This is a genomic window from Klebsiella sp. GB_Kp056 (genome assembly GCF_040064755.1).
In the GTDB taxonomy this organism is placed as follows: domain Bacteria; phylum Pseudomonadota; class Gammaproteobacteria; order Enterobacterales; family Enterobacteriaceae; genus Klebsiella; species Klebsiella quasipneumoniae.
Map to the genome: position 1 here is coordinate 53,902 of NZ_JBEAJA010000060.1, position 17,039 is coordinate 70,940.

General features: G+C 55.0%; 15 protein-coding genes. 10 read left to right on the forward strand and 5 right to left on the reverse strand.

Annotated elements, in window-relative coordinates:
* Positions 1-156 precede the first annotated feature (156 nt).
* The 4 genes from ilvN to ABLV52_RS20940 all read right to left on the reverse strand — a co-directional run bounded on the left by ilvN (position 157) and on the right by ABLV52_RS20940 (position 4,326).
* Complete coding sequence (gene ilvN / locus ABLV52_RS20925; RefSeq protein WP_002888536.1) at positions 157-648, reverse strand: acetolactate synthase small subunit; 492 nt, start codon at positions 646-648, stop codon at positions 157-159.
* A gap of 2 nt (positions 649-650) precedes the next feature.
* Positions 651-2,375: an acetolactate synthase 3 large subunit gene (gene ilvI, locus ABLV52_RS20930; RefSeq protein ID WP_002888534.1), complete on the reverse strand. Its 1,725-nt coding sequence runs from the start codon at positions 2,373-2,375 to the stop codon at positions 651-653.
* Between the two features lie 394 nt (positions 2,376-2,769).
* Entirely contained in the window at positions 2,770-3,738 is a 969-nt protein-coding gene (leuO, locus tag ABLV52_RS20935; protein WP_072140386.1) for a transcriptional regulator LeuO, read from the reverse strand.
* 354 nt (positions 3,739-4,092) lie between these two features.
* Positions 4,093-4,326, reverse strand: a complete 234-nt coding sequence (locus tag ABLV52_RS20940; RefSeq protein WP_101866290.1) for a hypothetical protein — start codon at positions 4,324-4,326, stop codon at positions 4,093-4,095.
* A gap of 26 nt (positions 4,327-4,352) precedes the next feature.
* Between ABLV52_RS20940 and leuL the strand changes: the two genes are divergently transcribed.
* The 9 genes from leuL to aroD all read left to right on the forward strand — a co-directional run bounded on the left by leuL (position 4,353) and on the right by aroD (position 14,533).
* The gene (leuL, locus tag ABLV52_RS20945) at positions 4,353-4,439 is read left to right on the forward strand and encodes a leu operon leader peptide (protein ID WP_017901192.1); all 87 of its coding nucleotides are present in this window, start codon (positions 4,353-4,355) and stop codon (positions 4,437-4,439) included.
* Positions 4,440-4,534: 95 nt separating this feature from the next.
* Positions 4,535-6,106, forward strand: a complete 1,572-nt coding sequence (gene leuA / locus ABLV52_RS20950; RefSeq protein ID WP_023291975.1) for a 2-isopropylmalate synthase — start codon at positions 4,535-4,537, stop codon at positions 6,104-6,106.
* On the forward strand, positions 6,106-7,197 hold the full coding sequence (gene leuB, locus ABLV52_RS20955; RefSeq protein ID WP_348890895.1) for a 3-isopropylmalate dehydrogenase: 1,092 nt from the start codon (positions 6,106-6,108) through the stop codon (positions 7,195-7,197). Before leuA ends, leuB begins: the two co-directional genes overlap by 1 nt.
* A 2-nt stretch (positions 7,198-7,199) precedes the next feature.
* Complete coding sequence (leuC, locus tag ABLV52_RS20960; RefSeq protein ID WP_023291973.1) at positions 7,200-8,600, forward strand: 3-isopropylmalate dehydratase large subunit; 1,401 nt, start codon at positions 7,200-7,202, stop codon at positions 8,598-8,600.
* 10 nt (positions 8,601-8,610) lie between these two features.
* Positions 8,611-9,216, forward strand: coding sequence for a 3-isopropylmalate dehydratase small subunit (leuD, locus tag ABLV52_RS20965; RefSeq protein WP_348890896.1), 606 nt, complete (start codon positions 8,611-8,613; stop codon positions 9,214-9,216).
* A gap of 397 nt (positions 9,217-9,613) precedes the next feature.
* On the forward strand, positions 9,614-11,647 hold the full coding sequence (locus ABLV52_RS20970; protein ID WP_348890897.1) for an FAD-dependent oxidoreductase: 2,034 nt from the start codon (positions 9,614-9,616) through the stop codon (positions 11,645-11,647).
* Positions 11,648-11,658: 11 nt separating this feature from the next.
* Positions 11,659-12,522 (forward strand): shikimate dehydrogenase, encoded by an 864-nt coding sequence (locus ABLV52_RS20975; protein ID WP_017901194.1) that lies wholly within the window; start codon positions 11,659-11,661, stop codon positions 12,520-12,522.
* Between the two features lie 10 nt (positions 12,523-12,532).
* On the forward strand, positions 12,533-13,747 hold the full coding sequence (locus tag ABLV52_RS20980) for an MFS transporter (protein ID WP_044521015.1): 1,215 nt from the start codon (positions 12,533-12,535) through the stop codon (positions 13,745-13,747).
* A 30-nt stretch (positions 13,748-13,777) separates the two neighbouring features.
* Positions 13,778-14,533, forward strand: coding sequence for a type I 3-dehydroquinate dehydratase (aroD, locus tag ABLV52_RS20985; RefSeq protein WP_348890898.1), 756 nt, complete (start codon positions 13,778-13,780; stop codon positions 14,531-14,533).
* A 37-nt stretch (positions 14,534-14,570) separates the two neighbouring features.
* Here aroD and ABLV52_RS20990 read toward each other — a convergent pair whose 3' ends face one another.
* Complete coding sequence (locus ABLV52_RS20990) at positions 14,571-15,467, reverse strand: LysR family transcriptional regulator (RefSeq protein ID WP_004204315.1); 897 nt, start codon at positions 15,465-15,467, stop codon at positions 14,571-14,573.
* 231 nt (positions 15,468-15,698) lie between these two features.
* Between ABLV52_RS20990 and ABLV52_RS20995 the strand changes: the two genes are divergently transcribed.
* Positions 15,699-17,009, forward strand: coding sequence for an MFS transporter (locus ABLV52_RS20995; RefSeq protein ID WP_064155375.1), 1,311 nt, complete (start codon positions 15,699-15,701; stop codon positions 17,007-17,009).
* Positions 17,010-17,039 lie beyond the last annotated feature (30 nt).

Genomic DNA, 17,039 nt, shown 5'->3' on the forward strand with positions numbered 1-17,039 from the left:
CAAACATAACCATTATTCAGGTATGGAACCCTTTTTATAACATCTAAGCGCAGAATAGTTAGCGCAGCAACCGCTTTCGCTTACAGTTCCTACTGATTTCGCAAAAAAAAAGCCCGACAGTCGCTGCCGGGCTATTTTTGCATCAGTTCCCGATCCTCAGCGCATGATTTTATCACCGCGAGACAGGCCGACCACGCCGGAGCGAGCCACTTCCACGATCCGAGCGACATCGCGCAGGGAGGCCAGGAAAGCGTCGAGCTTATCGCTGGTGCCGGCGAGTTGAACGGTATAGATAGAAGGCGTCACGTCGATAATCTGTCCACGAAAGATTTCGGTGTTGCGCTTCACTTCTTCACGGCCGTAACCGCTGGCCTGGACCTTCACCAGCATGATTTCGCGTTCGACATGAGCCCCCTGCCCCAGCTCGCTGACCCGCAGGACATCCACCAGTTTGTGCAGCTGCTTTTCAATCTGCTCGATCGCTTTTTCATCGCCCACGGTCTGGATGGTCATCCTGGAGAGGGTCGGATCGTCCGTCGGGGCGACAGTCAGGCTTTCTATATTATAGCCGCGCTGGGAAAAGAGGCCGATAACGCGGGACAATGCGCCCGATTCGTTTTCCAGTAATACCGATAATATCCGGCGCATAATCAGGTCCTCTCCGTTTTGCTCAACCACATTTCATCCATGCCGCCGCCGCGGATCTGCATGGGGTACACATGCTCACTGCCGTCGACGGTGACATCGACAAACACCAGCCGGCGCTGTCGCACCTGCTCCAGGGCTTCTGCAAGCTTCGTCTCCAGCTCCTGCGGCTCGCTGATGCGGATCCCAACGTGGCCATAGGCTTCCGCCAGACGAACGAAGTCCGGCAGCGACTCCATATAGGACTGCGAGTGGCGCCCGGAATAGAGCATATCCTGCCACTGCTTCACCATCCCCAGATAGCGGTTGTTAAGGTTAAGCACCAGGACCGGCAGCTCATACTGCAGCGCAGTAGAGAGTTCCTGAATGTTCATCTGGATACTGCCGTCACCGGTCACGCAGACGACCATTTCGTCCGGCAGAGCCATTTTGACCCCCAGCGCAGCCGGTAGGCCAAAGCCCATGGTGCCGAGGCCACCGGAGTTAATCCAGCGCCGCGGCTTGTCGAAGGGGTAATAGAGGGCGGCGAACATCTGGTGCTGACCCACATCGGAAGTGACATAGGCATCGCCCTGAGTCAGGCGCCAGATCGTTTCTATCACCGCCTGCGGTTTGATCTTGTCGCTCTGGTCGTCGTAGCGCAGGCAATGGCGGGCGCGCCACTGCTCAATCTGCTGCCACCAGTCGCGAATATCGTCCAGCGGCTGCTGCGCCTCTTCCTGCTCCAGCAGCTCCAGCATCTGCTCCAGCACCAGCCGGGCATCGCCGACGATCGGCACATCTGCCGGCACGGTTTTCGAGATTGAGGTCGGATCGATATCGATATGCAGCACAGTCGCGTTCGGACAGTATTTGGCCAGGTTATTGGTGGTCCGATCGTCAAAGCGAACGCCGACGGCAAAAATCACGTCTGAATGGTGCATGGTCATGTTGGCTTCATAAGTGCCGTGCATGCCCAGCATCCCCAGCGCCTGCGAGTGCGTCGCCGGGAAAGCGCCCAGCCCCATCAGGGAGGAGGCCACCGGCAGCTTCAGCTTTTCCACCAGCTCGCGCAGCTGAGGTTCGCAATGCGCATTGATCGCCCCGCCGCCGACGTAGACGACCGGCTTGCTCGCCGCCACCAGGGTCTGCAGGGCGCGTTTGATCTGGCCTTTATGACCGCTGGTCGTCGGGTTATACGAGCGCATGCTGACCGCGTCTGGCCAGACGTACGGCAGTTTCTTCGCCGGATTGAGTATATCCTTCGGCAGATCGACCACCACCGGCCCGGGGCGACCGCTGGCCGCCAGCCAGAAGGCTTTCTTCAGCACGCCGGGAATATCTTCGGTCTGCTTCACCAGGAAACTGTGCTTCACCACCGGGCGGGAAATCCCCACCATGTCGCACTCCTGGAAGGCATCGTAGCCGATAAGCGATGTCGCCACTTGCCCGGAGAGGATCACCAGCGGGATAGAGTCCATATAGGCCGTCGCGATACCGGTGATGGCGTTCGTCGCCCCAGGCCCTGAGGTCACCAGCACCACACCGACCTCCCCGGTCGCTCGCGCCAGGCCATCCGCCATATGCACCGCCGCCTGCTCGTGGCGAACCAGCACATGATCGATACCGCCAAGGGTATGTAACGCATCATAGATATCGAGGACTGCGCCTCCGGGATAGCCGAATACTTGCTTGACGCCCTGATCGACAAGCGATTGGACGACCATCTCGGCTCCTGACAACATCTCCATGGTTTGCCTCCAGGCTTATTGTTTTACGACAGCGGAACTCAATTTCCGCGCGCTCGCACGATGCGAAGGAGTACCCCTCCGCACTGAGGTGAATGGACTGCATGCCACTACCATAACTGCTCGCCAGCAGGCAGGCAATTCGCCACCGGAGATGCTTTCTAAGTAGAATAAGAAGAAAAACAAGCGGAGAGAGGAAAATATGGTGGAATGCTTCAGATATAAGAAAAGAGAATAGTAAATACTCGGAGAAAAGGCGCGATAGCAGGAATTGATCCATTTTTTGTTAACGGGCGGAGAGCAACCGAAAGGGTAAACAGCATAAAATTCTGCATTATTGTAATTAAATCATATAAAAAAAGGAGCCGAAGCCCCTTTCATGCTTATTGCCATCGGCTCAGCGCTGACAAATATCCACCAGCAGCTCTTCCATCCACTGATGACCTTTATCGCGACCCGCCGCTTCGTGCCAGGAGAGATAGCAGGTCCGGCTATTCACCTTCAGCGGCAGAGGTAATATTTGCAGCGCTAACTTATCGGCAAACTCATTTGCCAGCCAGCGCGGCGCAATGGCCACCATCTGCGTTTGCGACACCACGTTTAATACGCTGACCATCGCATTACCTTGATATGCGATGCGCGCTTGTTTATCGGCGGTGTCATACCACGGCAGACTGAATGAGGCATACCGATCGAGAGCCACCGCGGCATGCTCCTCGCGATAAATATCAGCCTCCATCACCGGTCCGGAGATACGCGGATGGTTGCGGCTAGCCACCAGAACCATTTCATCTTTGAATAGCGGTACACAGGCAAACTCAGGACGACGAAACTCTTCATAACCGATCACAAATTCCGTTTCCTGATAACGTAACTGATGTTCCGTATTTTGATTAAGCGCTGATTTAAAGACTAAATGAATATTGGGCGCGATTTCGGCGACTTTATTAAAAATCACCGACGTCAGGATGTTATCCAGCGGGCTACAGACGCACAGATTGAAAACACGCTCACTGCTCAAGGGTTCAAAACCGGAGCCTGGCAATTCGTTTTGTACCAGCTGCAGCGCCTGACGCACTGAGCCAAACAGCTGATAGGCCCGCGCCGTCGGCTGAATACCGCGGCCATAGCGCACAAACAGCTCATCATTAAACATCACTTTCAGACGTGAAACCGCGTTGCTCACCGCCGGTTGAGACATGCCGAGCGTATGGGCGGCACGGGTAATATTCTGTTCCTGCATAACCGCATCAAAAACGGTAAGCAGATTGAGATCAACCATCCGTAGTTGAGGTTTTACGACTTCCTGTCCGGGGGCTGATTTATATTCTGGACTTTCAATTAACATATCTAGTTCCGCCGTCACGATGAATTCCCTTTACTAAACCGCTATAATTAGCGCCGAAAATATCATTTATCATGCCAATGACATTTGCAAAATAGCAAAGGTGTATTTTAGGAATATATCAAGGATATGAGTGGCAGTGTCAAACCGGTACCACCGGAATAAATAAACTGCTCAAACAATATGAGTTACTTAATGAAGATGAGTCTAACCATAATCCAGGAAAATAAAAACAACACCAATGGTTAACTGTAACTTAAGCAATAATAAAGTATTTTATTTTCCACCCCATAAAATTAACAACTATTTATCATTGAAAAAAGATCCGCTAAGGGGTAGACATATTCACACGAAAAATAAATATAATTATTTCATTCAGATAGCGATTTTTGACCGCTTCGCTCGCGGCGCATCGTGAGCGAGGCCTTTAATGCAAAGTGCATTTTCAAATGAAACATATCCCTGTGCGCCCCCGCAGGTCCAAAATAGGATCTTCGGCAAAAAAGGGCTAACATCAGCACAATTAGCTAATTCACGCTGCGGACCAAAAACGCTTTTTCCATGCCAGGGGTTGACTTTGAAACGGCTATCCAGTAACTCTAAAAGCATAACGATTTCATCTGGAGTTTGACGCAATGATTCGCACCACTCGCATCACCAGCCTACTACTACTAAACGCATGCCATTTGCGCGGTAGGCTGTTGGGCGACGTTCAGCGTTAAGTCATCTTCCAGCAAGACTATAAAACCCGCGCCTTGGCGCGGGTTTTTTTATGCTCGTCAACAAGGCGCCAGGACACAGACTAAGGATCCAAACCATGAGCCAGCAAGTCATTATTTTCGATACGACCTTACGTGATGGCGAACAAGCGTTACAGGCAAGCCTGAGTGTCAAAGAGAAGCTGCAGATTGCTCTGGCCCTCGAGCGCATGGGTGTTGACGTGATGGAAGTCGGTTTCCCGGTTTCTTCTCCGGGCGATTTTGAATCCGTGCAGACCATCGCGCGCACCATCAAAAACAGCCGCGTATGCGCCCTGGCGCGCTGCGTCGAGAAAGATATCGACGTAGCTGCGGAATCCTTAAAGGTGGCCGAAGCGTTCCGTATCCACACCTTCATCGCCACCTCGCCGATGCATATCGCCACCAAACTGCGCAGCACCCTGGATGAGGTCATTGAGCGTGCGGTTTATATGGTGAAGCGGGCGCGCAACTACACTAACGATGTCGAGTTCTCCTGTGAAGACGCCGGCCGTACGCCGATTGCTGACCTGGCTCGCGTCGTGGAAGCCGCGATTAACGCAGGCGCCACCACCATTAATATTCCGGATACCGTCGGCTACACCATGCCGTTCGAGTACGCCAACATTATCAGCGGCCTGTATGAGCGCGTACCGAATATCGACAAAGCCATTATCTCCGTCCATACCCATGATGACCTGGGTATTGCCGTCGGTAACGCCCTCGCCGCGGTCCACGCCGGAGCCCGCCAGGTAGAAGGCGCGATGAACGGTATCGGCGAGCGCGCCGGCAACTGCGCGCTGGAAGAGGTCATCATGGCGATTAAAGTGCGCAAAGACATCATGAACGTGCACACCAATATCAACCACCATGAAATCTGGCGCACCAGCCAGACCGTCAGCCAGATCTGCAACATGCCGATCCCGGCGAACAAAGCCATCGTCGGTACCGGCGCCTTCGCCCACTCCTCCGGTATCCACCAGGACGGCGTGCTGAAGAACCGCGAAAACTACGAAATCATGACCCCGGAATCCATCGGCCTGAACCAGGTACAGCTGAACCTGACTTCCCGCTCCGGCCGCGCGGCGGTGAAACACCGGATGGAAGAGATGGGCTACCAGGAGAGCGATTACAACCTGGATCACCTGTACGACGCGTTCCTGAAGCTGGCGGACAAAAAAGGCCAGGTCTTCGATTACGATCTGGAAGCGCTGGCCTTTATCAACAAGCAGCAGGAAGAGCCGGAGCATTTCCGCCTGGATTACTTCAACGTTCAGTCCGGCTCCAGCGATATCGCGACCGCCTCGATCAAACTGGTCTGCGGGGATGAGATCAAAACGGAAGCCGCCAACGGCAACGGTCCGGTTGATGCTATCTACCAGGCGATTAACCGCGTCACCGATTACAACATTGAATTAGTGAAATATGGCTTAAGCGCGAAAGGCCACGGCAAAGACGCCCTGGGCCAGGTGGATATCGTCGTTGACTACAACGGTCGCCGTTTCCACGGCGTTGGTCTGGCAACAGATATCGTAGAGTCGTCAGCCAAAGCGATGGTTCACGTGCTGAACAACATCTGGCGCGCCGCCGAAGTCGAAAAAGAATTGCAACGCAAAGCTCAGAATAAAGAGAACAATAAGGAAACCGTGTAATGTCGAAGAATTACCATATTGCCGTTTTGCCGGGTGATGGCATTGGCCCGGAAGTGATGAACCAGGCGATGAAAGTACTGGAAGCCGTGCGCCAACGTTTTGCCATGCACATTACCACCAGCCAGTACGACGTCGGCGGCGCGGCCATCGACCGTCAGGGAACTCCCCTGCCGCAGGCGACCGTCGCCGGATGCGAGCAGGCGGACGCGATCCTGTTCGGCTCCGTCGGCGGCCCGAAGTGGGAACACCTGCCGCCCGCAGAACAGCCAGAGCGCGGCGCCCTGCTGCCGCTGCGTAAACACTTTAAACTGTTCAGCAACCTGCGCCCGGCCAAACTGTATCAGGGTCTGGAAGAGTTCTGCCCGCTGCGCGCCGACATCGCCGCCAACGGCTTCGACATTCTCTGCGTTCGCGAACTGACCGGCGGCATCTACTTCGGTCAGCCGAAAGGTCGCGAAGGCAGCGGTCAGCATGAGAAAGCTTTTGATACCGAGGTGTATCACCGCTTTGAAATCGAACGTATCGCGCGCATCGCGTTTGAATCCGCCCGTAAACGTCGTCACAAAGTGACCTCCATCGATAAAGCCAACGTCCTGCAGTCGTCCATTCTGTGGCGCGAAATCGTCACCGAGATCGGCAAGGAGTATCCGGACGTTGAGCTGGCGCATATGTATATCGATAACGCCACCATGCAGCTGATTAAAGATCCGTCCCAGTTCGACGTGCTGCTGTGCTCCAACCTGTTCGGCGACATCCTCTCCGACGAGTGCGCAATGATCACCGGCTCGATGGGTATGCTGCCGTCCGCCAGCCTCAACGAACAAGGTTTCGGCCTGTACGAGCCAGCAGGCGGCTCGGCGCCGGATATCGCCGGCAAAAATATCGCTAACCCGATCGCGCAGATCCTCTCCCTGGCGCTGCTGCTGCGCTATAGCCTCGACGCTGACGAGGCGGCGAGCGCGATTGAAAGCGCGATTAACCGCGCTCTGGAGGAAGGCGTTCGTACCGGCGATTTAGCGCGCGGCACGTCAGCGGTCAGCACTGATGAAATGGGCGATATCATTGCCCGCTATGTCGCAGAAGGGGTGTAATCATGGCGAAGACGTTATACGAAAAATTGTTTGATGCGCACGTGGTGTATGAGGCGCAAAACGAAACTCCGCTGTTGTATATCGACCGCCATCTGGTGCATGAAGTCACCTCCCCGCAGGCCTTTGACGGCCTGCGCGCCCACGGCCGCCAGGTGCGCCAGCCGGGTAAAACCTTCGCCACCATGGATCATAACGTCTCGACGCAGACCAAAGATATTAACGCGTCCGGCGAGATGGCCCGCATTCAGATGCAGGAGCTGATTAAGAACTGTAAAGAGTTCGGCGTTGAGCTGTACGATCTGAACCACCCGTACCAGGGCATCGTTCACGTGATGGGCCCGGAACAAGGGGTTACCCTGCCGGGGATGACCATTGTGTGCGGCGACTCCCATACCGCCACCCACGGCGCCTTCGGCGCGCTGGCCTTCGGCATCGGCACCTCCGAAGTAGAGCATGTGCTGGCGACCCAGACCCTGAAACAGGGTCGTGCGAAAACCATGAAAATCGAAGTGCAAGGCAAAGCGGCGCCGGGCATCACCGCCAAAGATATCGTGTTGGCGATCATTGGTAAAACCGGCAGCGCCGGCGGCACCGGCCACGTGGTGGAGTTCTGCGGCGAAGCGATCCGCGATCTGAGCATGGAAGGCCGCATGACCCTGTGCAACATGGCGATCGAGATGGGCGCGAAAGCGGGCCTGGTCGCGCCGGATGAAACCACCTTCAATTACGTACGCGGCCGTCTGCACGCGCCGAAAGGCAAAGATTTTGACGATGCGGTGGCGTACTGGAAAACCCTGAAAACCGACGACGGCGCCACATTTGACACCGTAGTGACGCTGCAGGCGGCTGAGATTGCCCCGCAGGTGACCTGGGGCACCAACCCGGGCCAGGTGATTTCGGTCAGCGATAATATCCCCGATCCTGCGTCGTTCAGCGACCCGGTGGAACGCGCCAGCGCCGAGAAAGCGCTGGCCTATATGGGGCTGAAATCCGGCATTCCGCTGACGGAAGTGGCTATCGATAAAGTATTCATCGGCTCCTGTACCAACTCGCGTATCGAAGATTTGCGCGCGGCGGCGGAAATCGCCAAAGGGCGTAAAGTGGCGCCGGGCGTCCAGGCGCTGGTGGTGCCGGGTTCCGGTCCGGTGAAAGCGCAAGCGGAAGCGGAAGGCCTGGATAAGATCTTTATCGAAGCCGGCTTTGAGTGGCGCTTACCGGGCTGCTCTATGTGTCTGGCGATGAACAACGACCGCCTGAACCCGGGCGAGCGCTGCGCCTCCACCAGCAACCGTAATTTTGAAGGCCGCCAGGGCCGCGGCGGACGCACGCACCTGGTGAGCCCGGCAATGGCCGCGGCGGCAGCTGTGACCGGCCATTTCGCCGATATCCGTAATCTGAAGTAAGGAGACCATCATGGCAGAGAAATTTATCCAACATACCGGCCTGGTGGTTCCGCTGGATGCTGCAAACGTCGATACCGACGCGATCATTCCCAAGCAGTTTCTGCAGAAAGTGACCCGCACCGGCTTTGGCGCGCACCTGTTCAACGACTGGCGCTTCCTCGACGATAAAGGTCAACAGCCGAACCCGGAGTTCGTGCTGAACTTTCCTGAGTACAAAGGCGCATCTATCCTGCTGGCGCGGGAAAACTTCGGCTGTGGCTCCTCGCGCGAGCATGCGCCGTGGGCGCTGACCGATTACGGTTTTAAAGTCGTTATCGCCCCAAGCTTTGCCGATATTTTCTATGGCAACAGCTTCAACAATCAGCTGCTGCCGGTGACGTTGAGCGATGAGCAGGTCGACGAGCTGTTCAAACTGGTGCAGGCCAACCCGGGCATTACGTTTGAAGTGGACCTGGAAGCGCAGGTGGTTAAAGCGGGGGATAAAACCTACAGCTTTAAGATCGACGATTTCCGTCGCCACTGCATGCTCAATGGCCTGGATAGCATCGGCCTGACGCTGCAACATGAAGCGGCTATTTCCGACTATGAGCACAAGCTGCCGGCGTTTATGAATTAATCTTCGCGCCCGGTCATTTGACCGGGCTTTTTAGTTTATTGCGGCAGAAAATTGCGATCTCACGCACAAAAAACAATATTGCTTCGCCGATCGTCAGCCCATGACGTTGGCCTGCCCCACGCGATAAAGACGAATGATTCCGCTTTCCTCCCCCTGACCTGCGCGGTTTATGTATTATCCCTTCACTGCAAGTAAAAATAAGGTACGAGTGTTTAATATAAAAATATAACAATGTGAAAAAAGCGTTAATCTCATAGAGAACCCCTATAGCTCACAGCAAAAAAAAGCATTATTTTTCGATTTTTCGCCTCGCTATCTTTTCCCACAGAGAAATATTAACTAAGGACACGCCCGGGCCCCCGCATAGCGGCTTCCCGGCCTCCTGTGGAGAGAAGAGATGAGCCACTATCCGCACCTTTTCAGTCCGTTGACCATCAACGGCATGACGCTAAAAAACCGCATTATTATGCCCCCGATGGGCACCAATATGGCCACGCTCAATGGCGAGGTCTCGCAGGAACAGCTGGAATACTACGAACTGCGGGCCAAAGGCGGCACCGGGCTTATCACCATCGAAAACATCTGTATTGATTTCCCTTTCGCCTCCAACGGCACCACCCAGCTGCGGATCGATAACGATCAATATATCCCACGGCTGTTTAAATTAACCGAGACCCTGCATAAACATGGCGCCTGCGTATCCATTCAGTTAAATCACGCAGGCGCTTCGGCTTATGCCTACCGCCTCGAAGGTCAGACACCGCTCTCCTCCTCGACGACACCCTCGAAAAAGCACGGTAATATTCCGCGGCCAATGACCCATGAGGAAATTTATCACGCGGTGGAAAAATTTGGTGACGCCGCAGAGCGCGTTCGTCGCGCGGGTTTTGACTGCGTCGAAATTCATGCCGGCCACTCCTATTTAATTAGCCAGTTTTTATCGCCGTTATTTAACAAGCGCACCGATGAATTTGGCGGCAGCGTCGAAAACCGCACCCGGATATTAAGTCTGATTGTCGATAAAGTTCGCGCCTGCGTCGGGCCGCGTTTTCCGGTCAGCCTGCGCATTAGCGCCGACGACTTCCTCAAGGGCGGCAATACCCTCGAAGATTCTCTGCGCATCCTTGAGCTCTGCCAGGAGAAGGTCGATATCATCAACGTCTCGGCGGCGCAGAACGACAACCTGAATCTGCAAATCGACCAGATGTCGCTGGAGGATGGCTGGAAGCGTTATCTCTCCCGCGCGGTGCGCGATAAATTCCATAAGCCCACGGTCATCGCCGGCAATATCCGTACCCCGCAGGTGGCTGAGGATATCCTCGCCAGCGGCGATGCCGATCTCATTGCCATTGGTCGCGGTCTGATTGCCGAGCCGGAGTGGGTGCAGAAGGTGCAAAGCGGTAGAGAACGCCTGATGCGCAAATGCATCTCCTGCAACATCGGCTGCGCCGACCATCGCATCGCCCGCTCGCGCCCGCTGCGCTGTTCAATTAACCCGGACATCATTCACGGCGATAGCTACAAAACGCGGCGCGTTAATCGCGACACGAACGTGGTCGTCATCGGCGCCGGCACTGCCGGGATGGAGGCCGCCTGCACCGCGGCGGAAGTCGGCTGCCACACCTGGCTGCTGGAGGCGAAAAATCACGTCGGCGGTCTCGCCAGCGATATCGCCCGTCTGCCGGAGAAAAAACGCATCGCGGATTTCCCGCAGTTTATGAAAAACCGCATCGCCGCGCTGGACAACCTGATGCTGCAGGTCGGCAAACGGGCAGACGTGGCCTCGGTTTCCGCCCTGCGTCCGCATCTGATCGTCAATGCCACCGGCTCAACCCCCCTGCTGCCGCCTATTGCAGGACTGCGGGAGAATATTGACGCCGCGGAAGGCAAGGTCTTTTCCATTACCGGCATGATCGACAATCTGGCGAAATTTACCCATGTCGAGGGCAAACGCATCGCCGTTGTCGGCGCGGGCGCCGTTGGCCTTGACGTCATCGAATACTTTACCGCTCGCGGCGCGCAAGCGGTATTAATCGAAATGCAGGACGCCGCCGGTCGCGATCTCGACATCATTACCAGGAATGCCATGTTGACCATGCTCGACGAGCACCAGGTCGAACAGCACATGAATACGCAACTGATGGCGGTGGCTGCCGACCATTTCCAGGTGAAAAATACACAGCATACCTTCGATATCCCCTTCGACTACGGCTTTGTCTGCCTGGGGATGCGCGCCAACCGGACGGGTCTCGACGAGATCGAGCGCTGGGCCAATGCCAATAACGTCAAAATCATGAATATCGGCGACAGCGTGATGGCGCGACGCATTATCGACGGCATCCGCGAAGGCCGCAACGTGCTGGACACCCTCGAAGACATGGGTGTGCTGGGCAGCCGCGAAGCACAACGAATTCCCTTTCTAACTTATTGAGGATTTTTGTCATGGCAGAACGTATTACTGGACACACTGAGCTGATTGGTCTGATCGCCACCCCGATTCGCCACAGCATGTCGCCCACCATGCACAACGAGGCTTTCGCCCATCTCGGGCTGGACTACGTCTACCTGGCTTTTGAAGTCGGTAATCAGGAGCTGAAAGACGTTGTGCAGGGCTTCCGGGCTTTGAAGCTGCGCGGCTTTAACGTCTCTATGCCGAACAAAACCGAGATTTGCCAGTATCTTGATAAGCTCTCGCCGGCGGCGCAGCTGGTCGGGGCGGTGAATACCGTGGTCAATGACGACGGCGTACTGACCGGGCATATTACCGACGGCACCGGCTATATGCGCGCCCTTAGCGAAGCGGGTATCGATATTATTGGCAAGAAGATGACCGTGCTCGGCGCCGGCGGCGCGGCGACCGCGCTCTGCGTCCAGGCGGCACTGGATGGCGTGAAGGCGATCTCGATCTTCAACCGTCGCGATAAATTCTTCGCCAACGCCGAAGAAACGGTAGCCAAGATCCGCAACAACACGCGCTGCGAGATCCATCTGTTCGATCTCGACGATCATGACAAACTGCGTGCCGAAATCGACAGCAGCGTGATCCTGACCAATGCCACCGGGGTCGGCATGAAGCCGTTCGAAGGCCAGATGCTGCTCCCGGACGACAGCTTCCTGCGTCCGGACCTGATCGTCTCCGACGTCGTGTACAACCCGCGCAAAACCCACCTGCTGGAAGTGGCTGAGAAAAAAGGCTGCCGTACGCTAAACGGCCTCGGGATGATGCTGTGGCAAGGCGCGCGCGCGTTCGAAATCTGGACGGGTAAACAGATGCCGGTTGATTACATCAAAAGCATCCTGTTCTAAGGGGCAAGCGATGAAAAATAAATACGTCCCTACCGCGGCAGGGCTGTACCTCAACTACCTGATTCATGGCATGGGGGTCCTGCTGATCACCCTCAACATGGCCCATCTCCAGGAGCAGTGGGGAACAGACGCTGCCGGCGTATCAGTGGTGATCTCCTCGTTAGGGATCGGCAAACTGGCGACCATCGTGACCGGCTTTCTGTCGGATCGCTTTGGTCGTAAGCCCTTTATCTATCTGGGGATCCTCAGCTATCTGATCTTTTTTATCGGCATTCTGCTGACCAAAAATATCTATCTGGCCTATGTCTTCGGCATTATGGCGGGCCTGGCGAACAGCTTCCTCGACTCCGGCACCTATCCCGCGCTGATGGAATCTTTCCCGCACTCCGCCAGCCGGGCCAACGTGCTGATCAAAGCCTTCGTCTCCGCCGGACAGTTCCTGCTGCCGTTCATTATCAGTTTCCTGATCTGGGCGAATCTGTGGTTCGGCTGGTCGTTCGTGATTGCGGCGGCGCTGTTTGTTGTGAGCGGCCTCTATTTGCTCAAAATGCCGTTCCCGGATAGCCAGGCGGCGAAAAAAGAGACCACCCCAGGGCCACAGGCGGAAACCTCAGCCCGTCCGCAGGCCAACAAACTGGATATGGTGATCTTCACCCTGTACGGCTACATCGGCATGGCGACCTTCTATCTGGTCAGCCAGTGGCTGGCGCAGTACGGTCAGTTCGTGGTCGGCCTGCCCTATGCCTCGGCGATTAAGCTGCTCAGCATCTATACCGTCGGGTCGCTGGTCTGCGTCTTCGTGACCGCCGCCTTCGTCAAAGAGGTGTTCAGCTCCGCCGTCGCCATGATCATCTATACTGGCCTGTCGATGGTCTCGCTGCTGCTGGTATGCCTGTTCCCGACGCCGATGATGGTTACCGGCTTCGCCTTTGTCATCGGCTTTGCCGCCGCGGGCGGAGTGCTACAGCTGGGAGCGACGATCATGGCGATGAGCTTCCCGAACGGGAAAGGCAAGGCAACCGGCATCTTCTACACCGCCGGCAGTATCGCCAGCTTCACGATCCCGCTGATCACCGCCAAACTTTCGCAGATCAGTATTGCCAGCATTATGTGGTTTGATTTTGCGATCGCCGTGATCGGCTTTGTGATCGCCCTGTACATCGGCTATCGTCAACTGCAGGCTCGGGCGGCGCAAAAAGTATCACCCACCGCAGTCACCGCCTGAGGTTCAACGCGAATAATAATGGATGCCTACATGACAAATGCAGTTACCGTAAAGAACATCACCTTCCAGGAAGGGGAAACCTTAATTTGTGTACCGCTGATCGGCAAAACGCTGGATGAAATACTGGGTAACGCCCACGGCCTGGTCGACGCCGGCGCCGATATCATCGAATGGCGCGTTGACCACTTTACTCAGGTGAGAGAGATGGCTCAGGTGATGGCCGCGCTGGCGGAAATCCGTGGCGCGCTGAAAGCGCTGCCGCTGCTGTTCACCTTCCGCAGCAAGAAAGAAGGCGGCGAGACCGAGCTCAGCGACGAGGCCTACTTCGCGCTCAACCGCGAAGCGGCGCGCAGTGGCCTGGTTGATGTCATCGATATCGAGCTGTTCAATGATGAAGAGCAGATCCGCGCGCTGGTTGACGATGCGCATGCTGCGGGCGTCAAAGTGATCATGAGTAACCATGATTTTCATAAGACCCCCGCCCAGGAAGATATCATCTATCGCCTGCGTCGCATGCAGGATCTGGGCGCCGATCTGCCGAAGATCGCGGTGATGCCGCAATCGCCGCAGGACGTTCTAACCCTGCTCGCCGCCACGCTGACCATGAAAGAGAAGTATGCCACCCGCCCGCTGATCACCATGTCGATGGGAAAATCGGGCGGCGTCAGCCGGGTGACCGGGCGTCTTTTTGGCTCAGCCATGACCTTCGGTACCGTGGGTCAGGCTTCCGCGCCGGGACAGATCGCCATCGACAAGCTGCGTGAAGTGATGGATATTCTCTCCTGATAACCCCTCAGCCCGGAGGACCTCTCCGGGCTATTCGCTAACAGATCTTCTGGCTGTCGTGGATGACCACATTTTTAAACGACTGCAGCGCCGGGGAAAGTCCGCGGTCTTTCATGGTTGCCAGATAAATATAGCGCGGAGGGAGGGTGTTTTTAATCTTCAGGATATGGACGTTGTAATGGGAGAGCGCCGAGATCCGCGGCATGATAGCGATCCCGTAGTCAATGCTGACCAGCCCGGCCATCGCGGTATCCTCTTCCACGTAGCAGGCAATCTCCGGCACCAGCTTTTGCTGCATAAATACATTATCGATAAACGGACGTAAGCCGCTATTTTCTGAAAAATAGATATAGGGATAATGAATCGTCTCCACGAGGTCGACTTCATGTTCATACAGCCGGGCCAGCGGATGATCCCTGGCGGTCACCACTACCAGCTCCTGCTGAATAACCGGAATAAAATCGATATCGGGTTCATCGGCAATATAAGAGCAGATCGCCAGATCGACTTTTCCCGCTTTCAGCTCCTGCAACAGCGTCAGCGAGGTCCCTTGAGTAAAAGAAAAAGTCACGTTGTGAAATTCAGGTGAAAGAGAATATTTATTAATTAACTGCGGAACAACATATTCGCCCATCGTGTAAATAAAGGCGATACGAATGTTTTCTTTATTTTCAGCGCCGTTTTTTTGCAAAACTGTGCGGCCATTTTCCAGTGAGGCCAGCGCATCTTCGACATACGGCAGAAAACGCTTGCCGTTTTGCGTAATTTTAACGTTCCGTCCCTGTCTGGCGAACAGCGCGACCCCTAACTCCTTCTCCAGCTCTGATATCGCATGGCTTAGCGAAGGCTGGGTGATGCACAGACTGGAGGCCGCTTCGGTATAATGTTCAGTTTCAGACAGACGTTTAAAATAATAAAGTTGCTTTAGGTTCATTATTTTTGCCCGTATAATATAAGAATAAATCCACTGATGCTAATATACCATGCAAGCCACCAATAATGCGCACGTGCGGGAAAATATTGGCGGTGCATCAAATATTATTTTCTGAAGCGGATGAATGTGCCACAAAGCGTTGCCATTCATAGATACTACCTATAGTTCCCGGAGATATTTTTGCATATACAAATATATGCAAAAATATTTTAAACTTTAAAGGAACTCGCTATGAGTATGTCAAACTCTCAGGAAGTCCTCACTTCCTCATCGGGGACGAAAAAAAGAAGCCGCGTTCGGATAGTTATTTTACTGCTGTTGTCCGTCGGAACGATGATCAATTATCTCGACCGCACCATCCTCGGTATCGTTGCCCCACAGTTAACCCAGGAAATTCATATCGATCCGGCGATGATGGGCATCATTTTCTCCGCCTTTGCCTGGACCTATGCCCTGGCGCAGATCCCCGGCGGCATGTTTTTAGACCGCTTCGGCAACAAACTGACCTATGCCCTGTCAATTTTCTTCTGGTCGCTGTTTACCCTGCTGCAAAGTTTCACCCTCGGGCTTAAATCTCTGCTGCTTATGCGCCTGGGACTCGGCGTCAGCGAAGCGCCCTGCTTCCCGGCCAACAGCCGCATCGTCAGCACCTGGTTCCCGCAGCATGAGCGCGCGCGGGCGACGGCAACATATACGGTTGGTGAATATATAGGGCTGGCGGCCTTCTCGCCGCTGTTATTTTTAATCCTCGAACATCATGGCTGGAGAACGCTTTTTTTCCTCACCGGCGGATTAGGTATTTTATTTACTTTGGTGTGGTGGCGTTTTTATCACGAACCCCATGAATCGCGCACGGCTAATCAAGCGGAGCTGGATTATATCGGCGCAAACGGCATTGACAATAAAATCCAGAACGTTCCATTTAACTGGCGTGACGCCAGGCGCCTGCTGGGCTGTCGCCAGATCCTCGGCGCCAGTCTGGGTCAGTTTGCCGGTAACACCACGCTGGTGTTTTTCCTGACGTGGTTTCCCAGCTATCTGGCCAACGAGCGCCATCTTCCCTGGCTGCACGTTGGCTTCTTCGCCACCTGGCCGTTCCTCGCCGCCGCCATCGGCATCCTCTTCGGCGGCTGGATCTCGGACCGACTGCTGAAGCGAACCGGCTCCGTCAACATCAGTCGGAAGTTACCAATAATTTCCGGATTATTACTCTCCAGCTGTATTATTGCGGCGAACTGGGTGAGCGCCAACAGCACCGTTATTATTATCATGTCGGTGGCGTTTTTTGGCCAGGGAATGGTTGGCCTGGGCTGGACGTTAATTTCTGATATTGCCCCGGAAAATATGGCAGGCCTGACCGGCGGTATATTTAATTTCTGCGCTAATATGGCATCGATTATAGCCCCACTGATAATTGGCGTGATTATCTCCGCAACGGGTAACTTCTTTTACGCACTGATCTACGTCGGCCTGACGGCGCTGATCGGCGTGATTGCCTACATCTTTATCATCGGCGACATCAAGCGAATCGAACTGAAGTAAACCCGGCGGCCCCGGCGAATTGCACGCCGG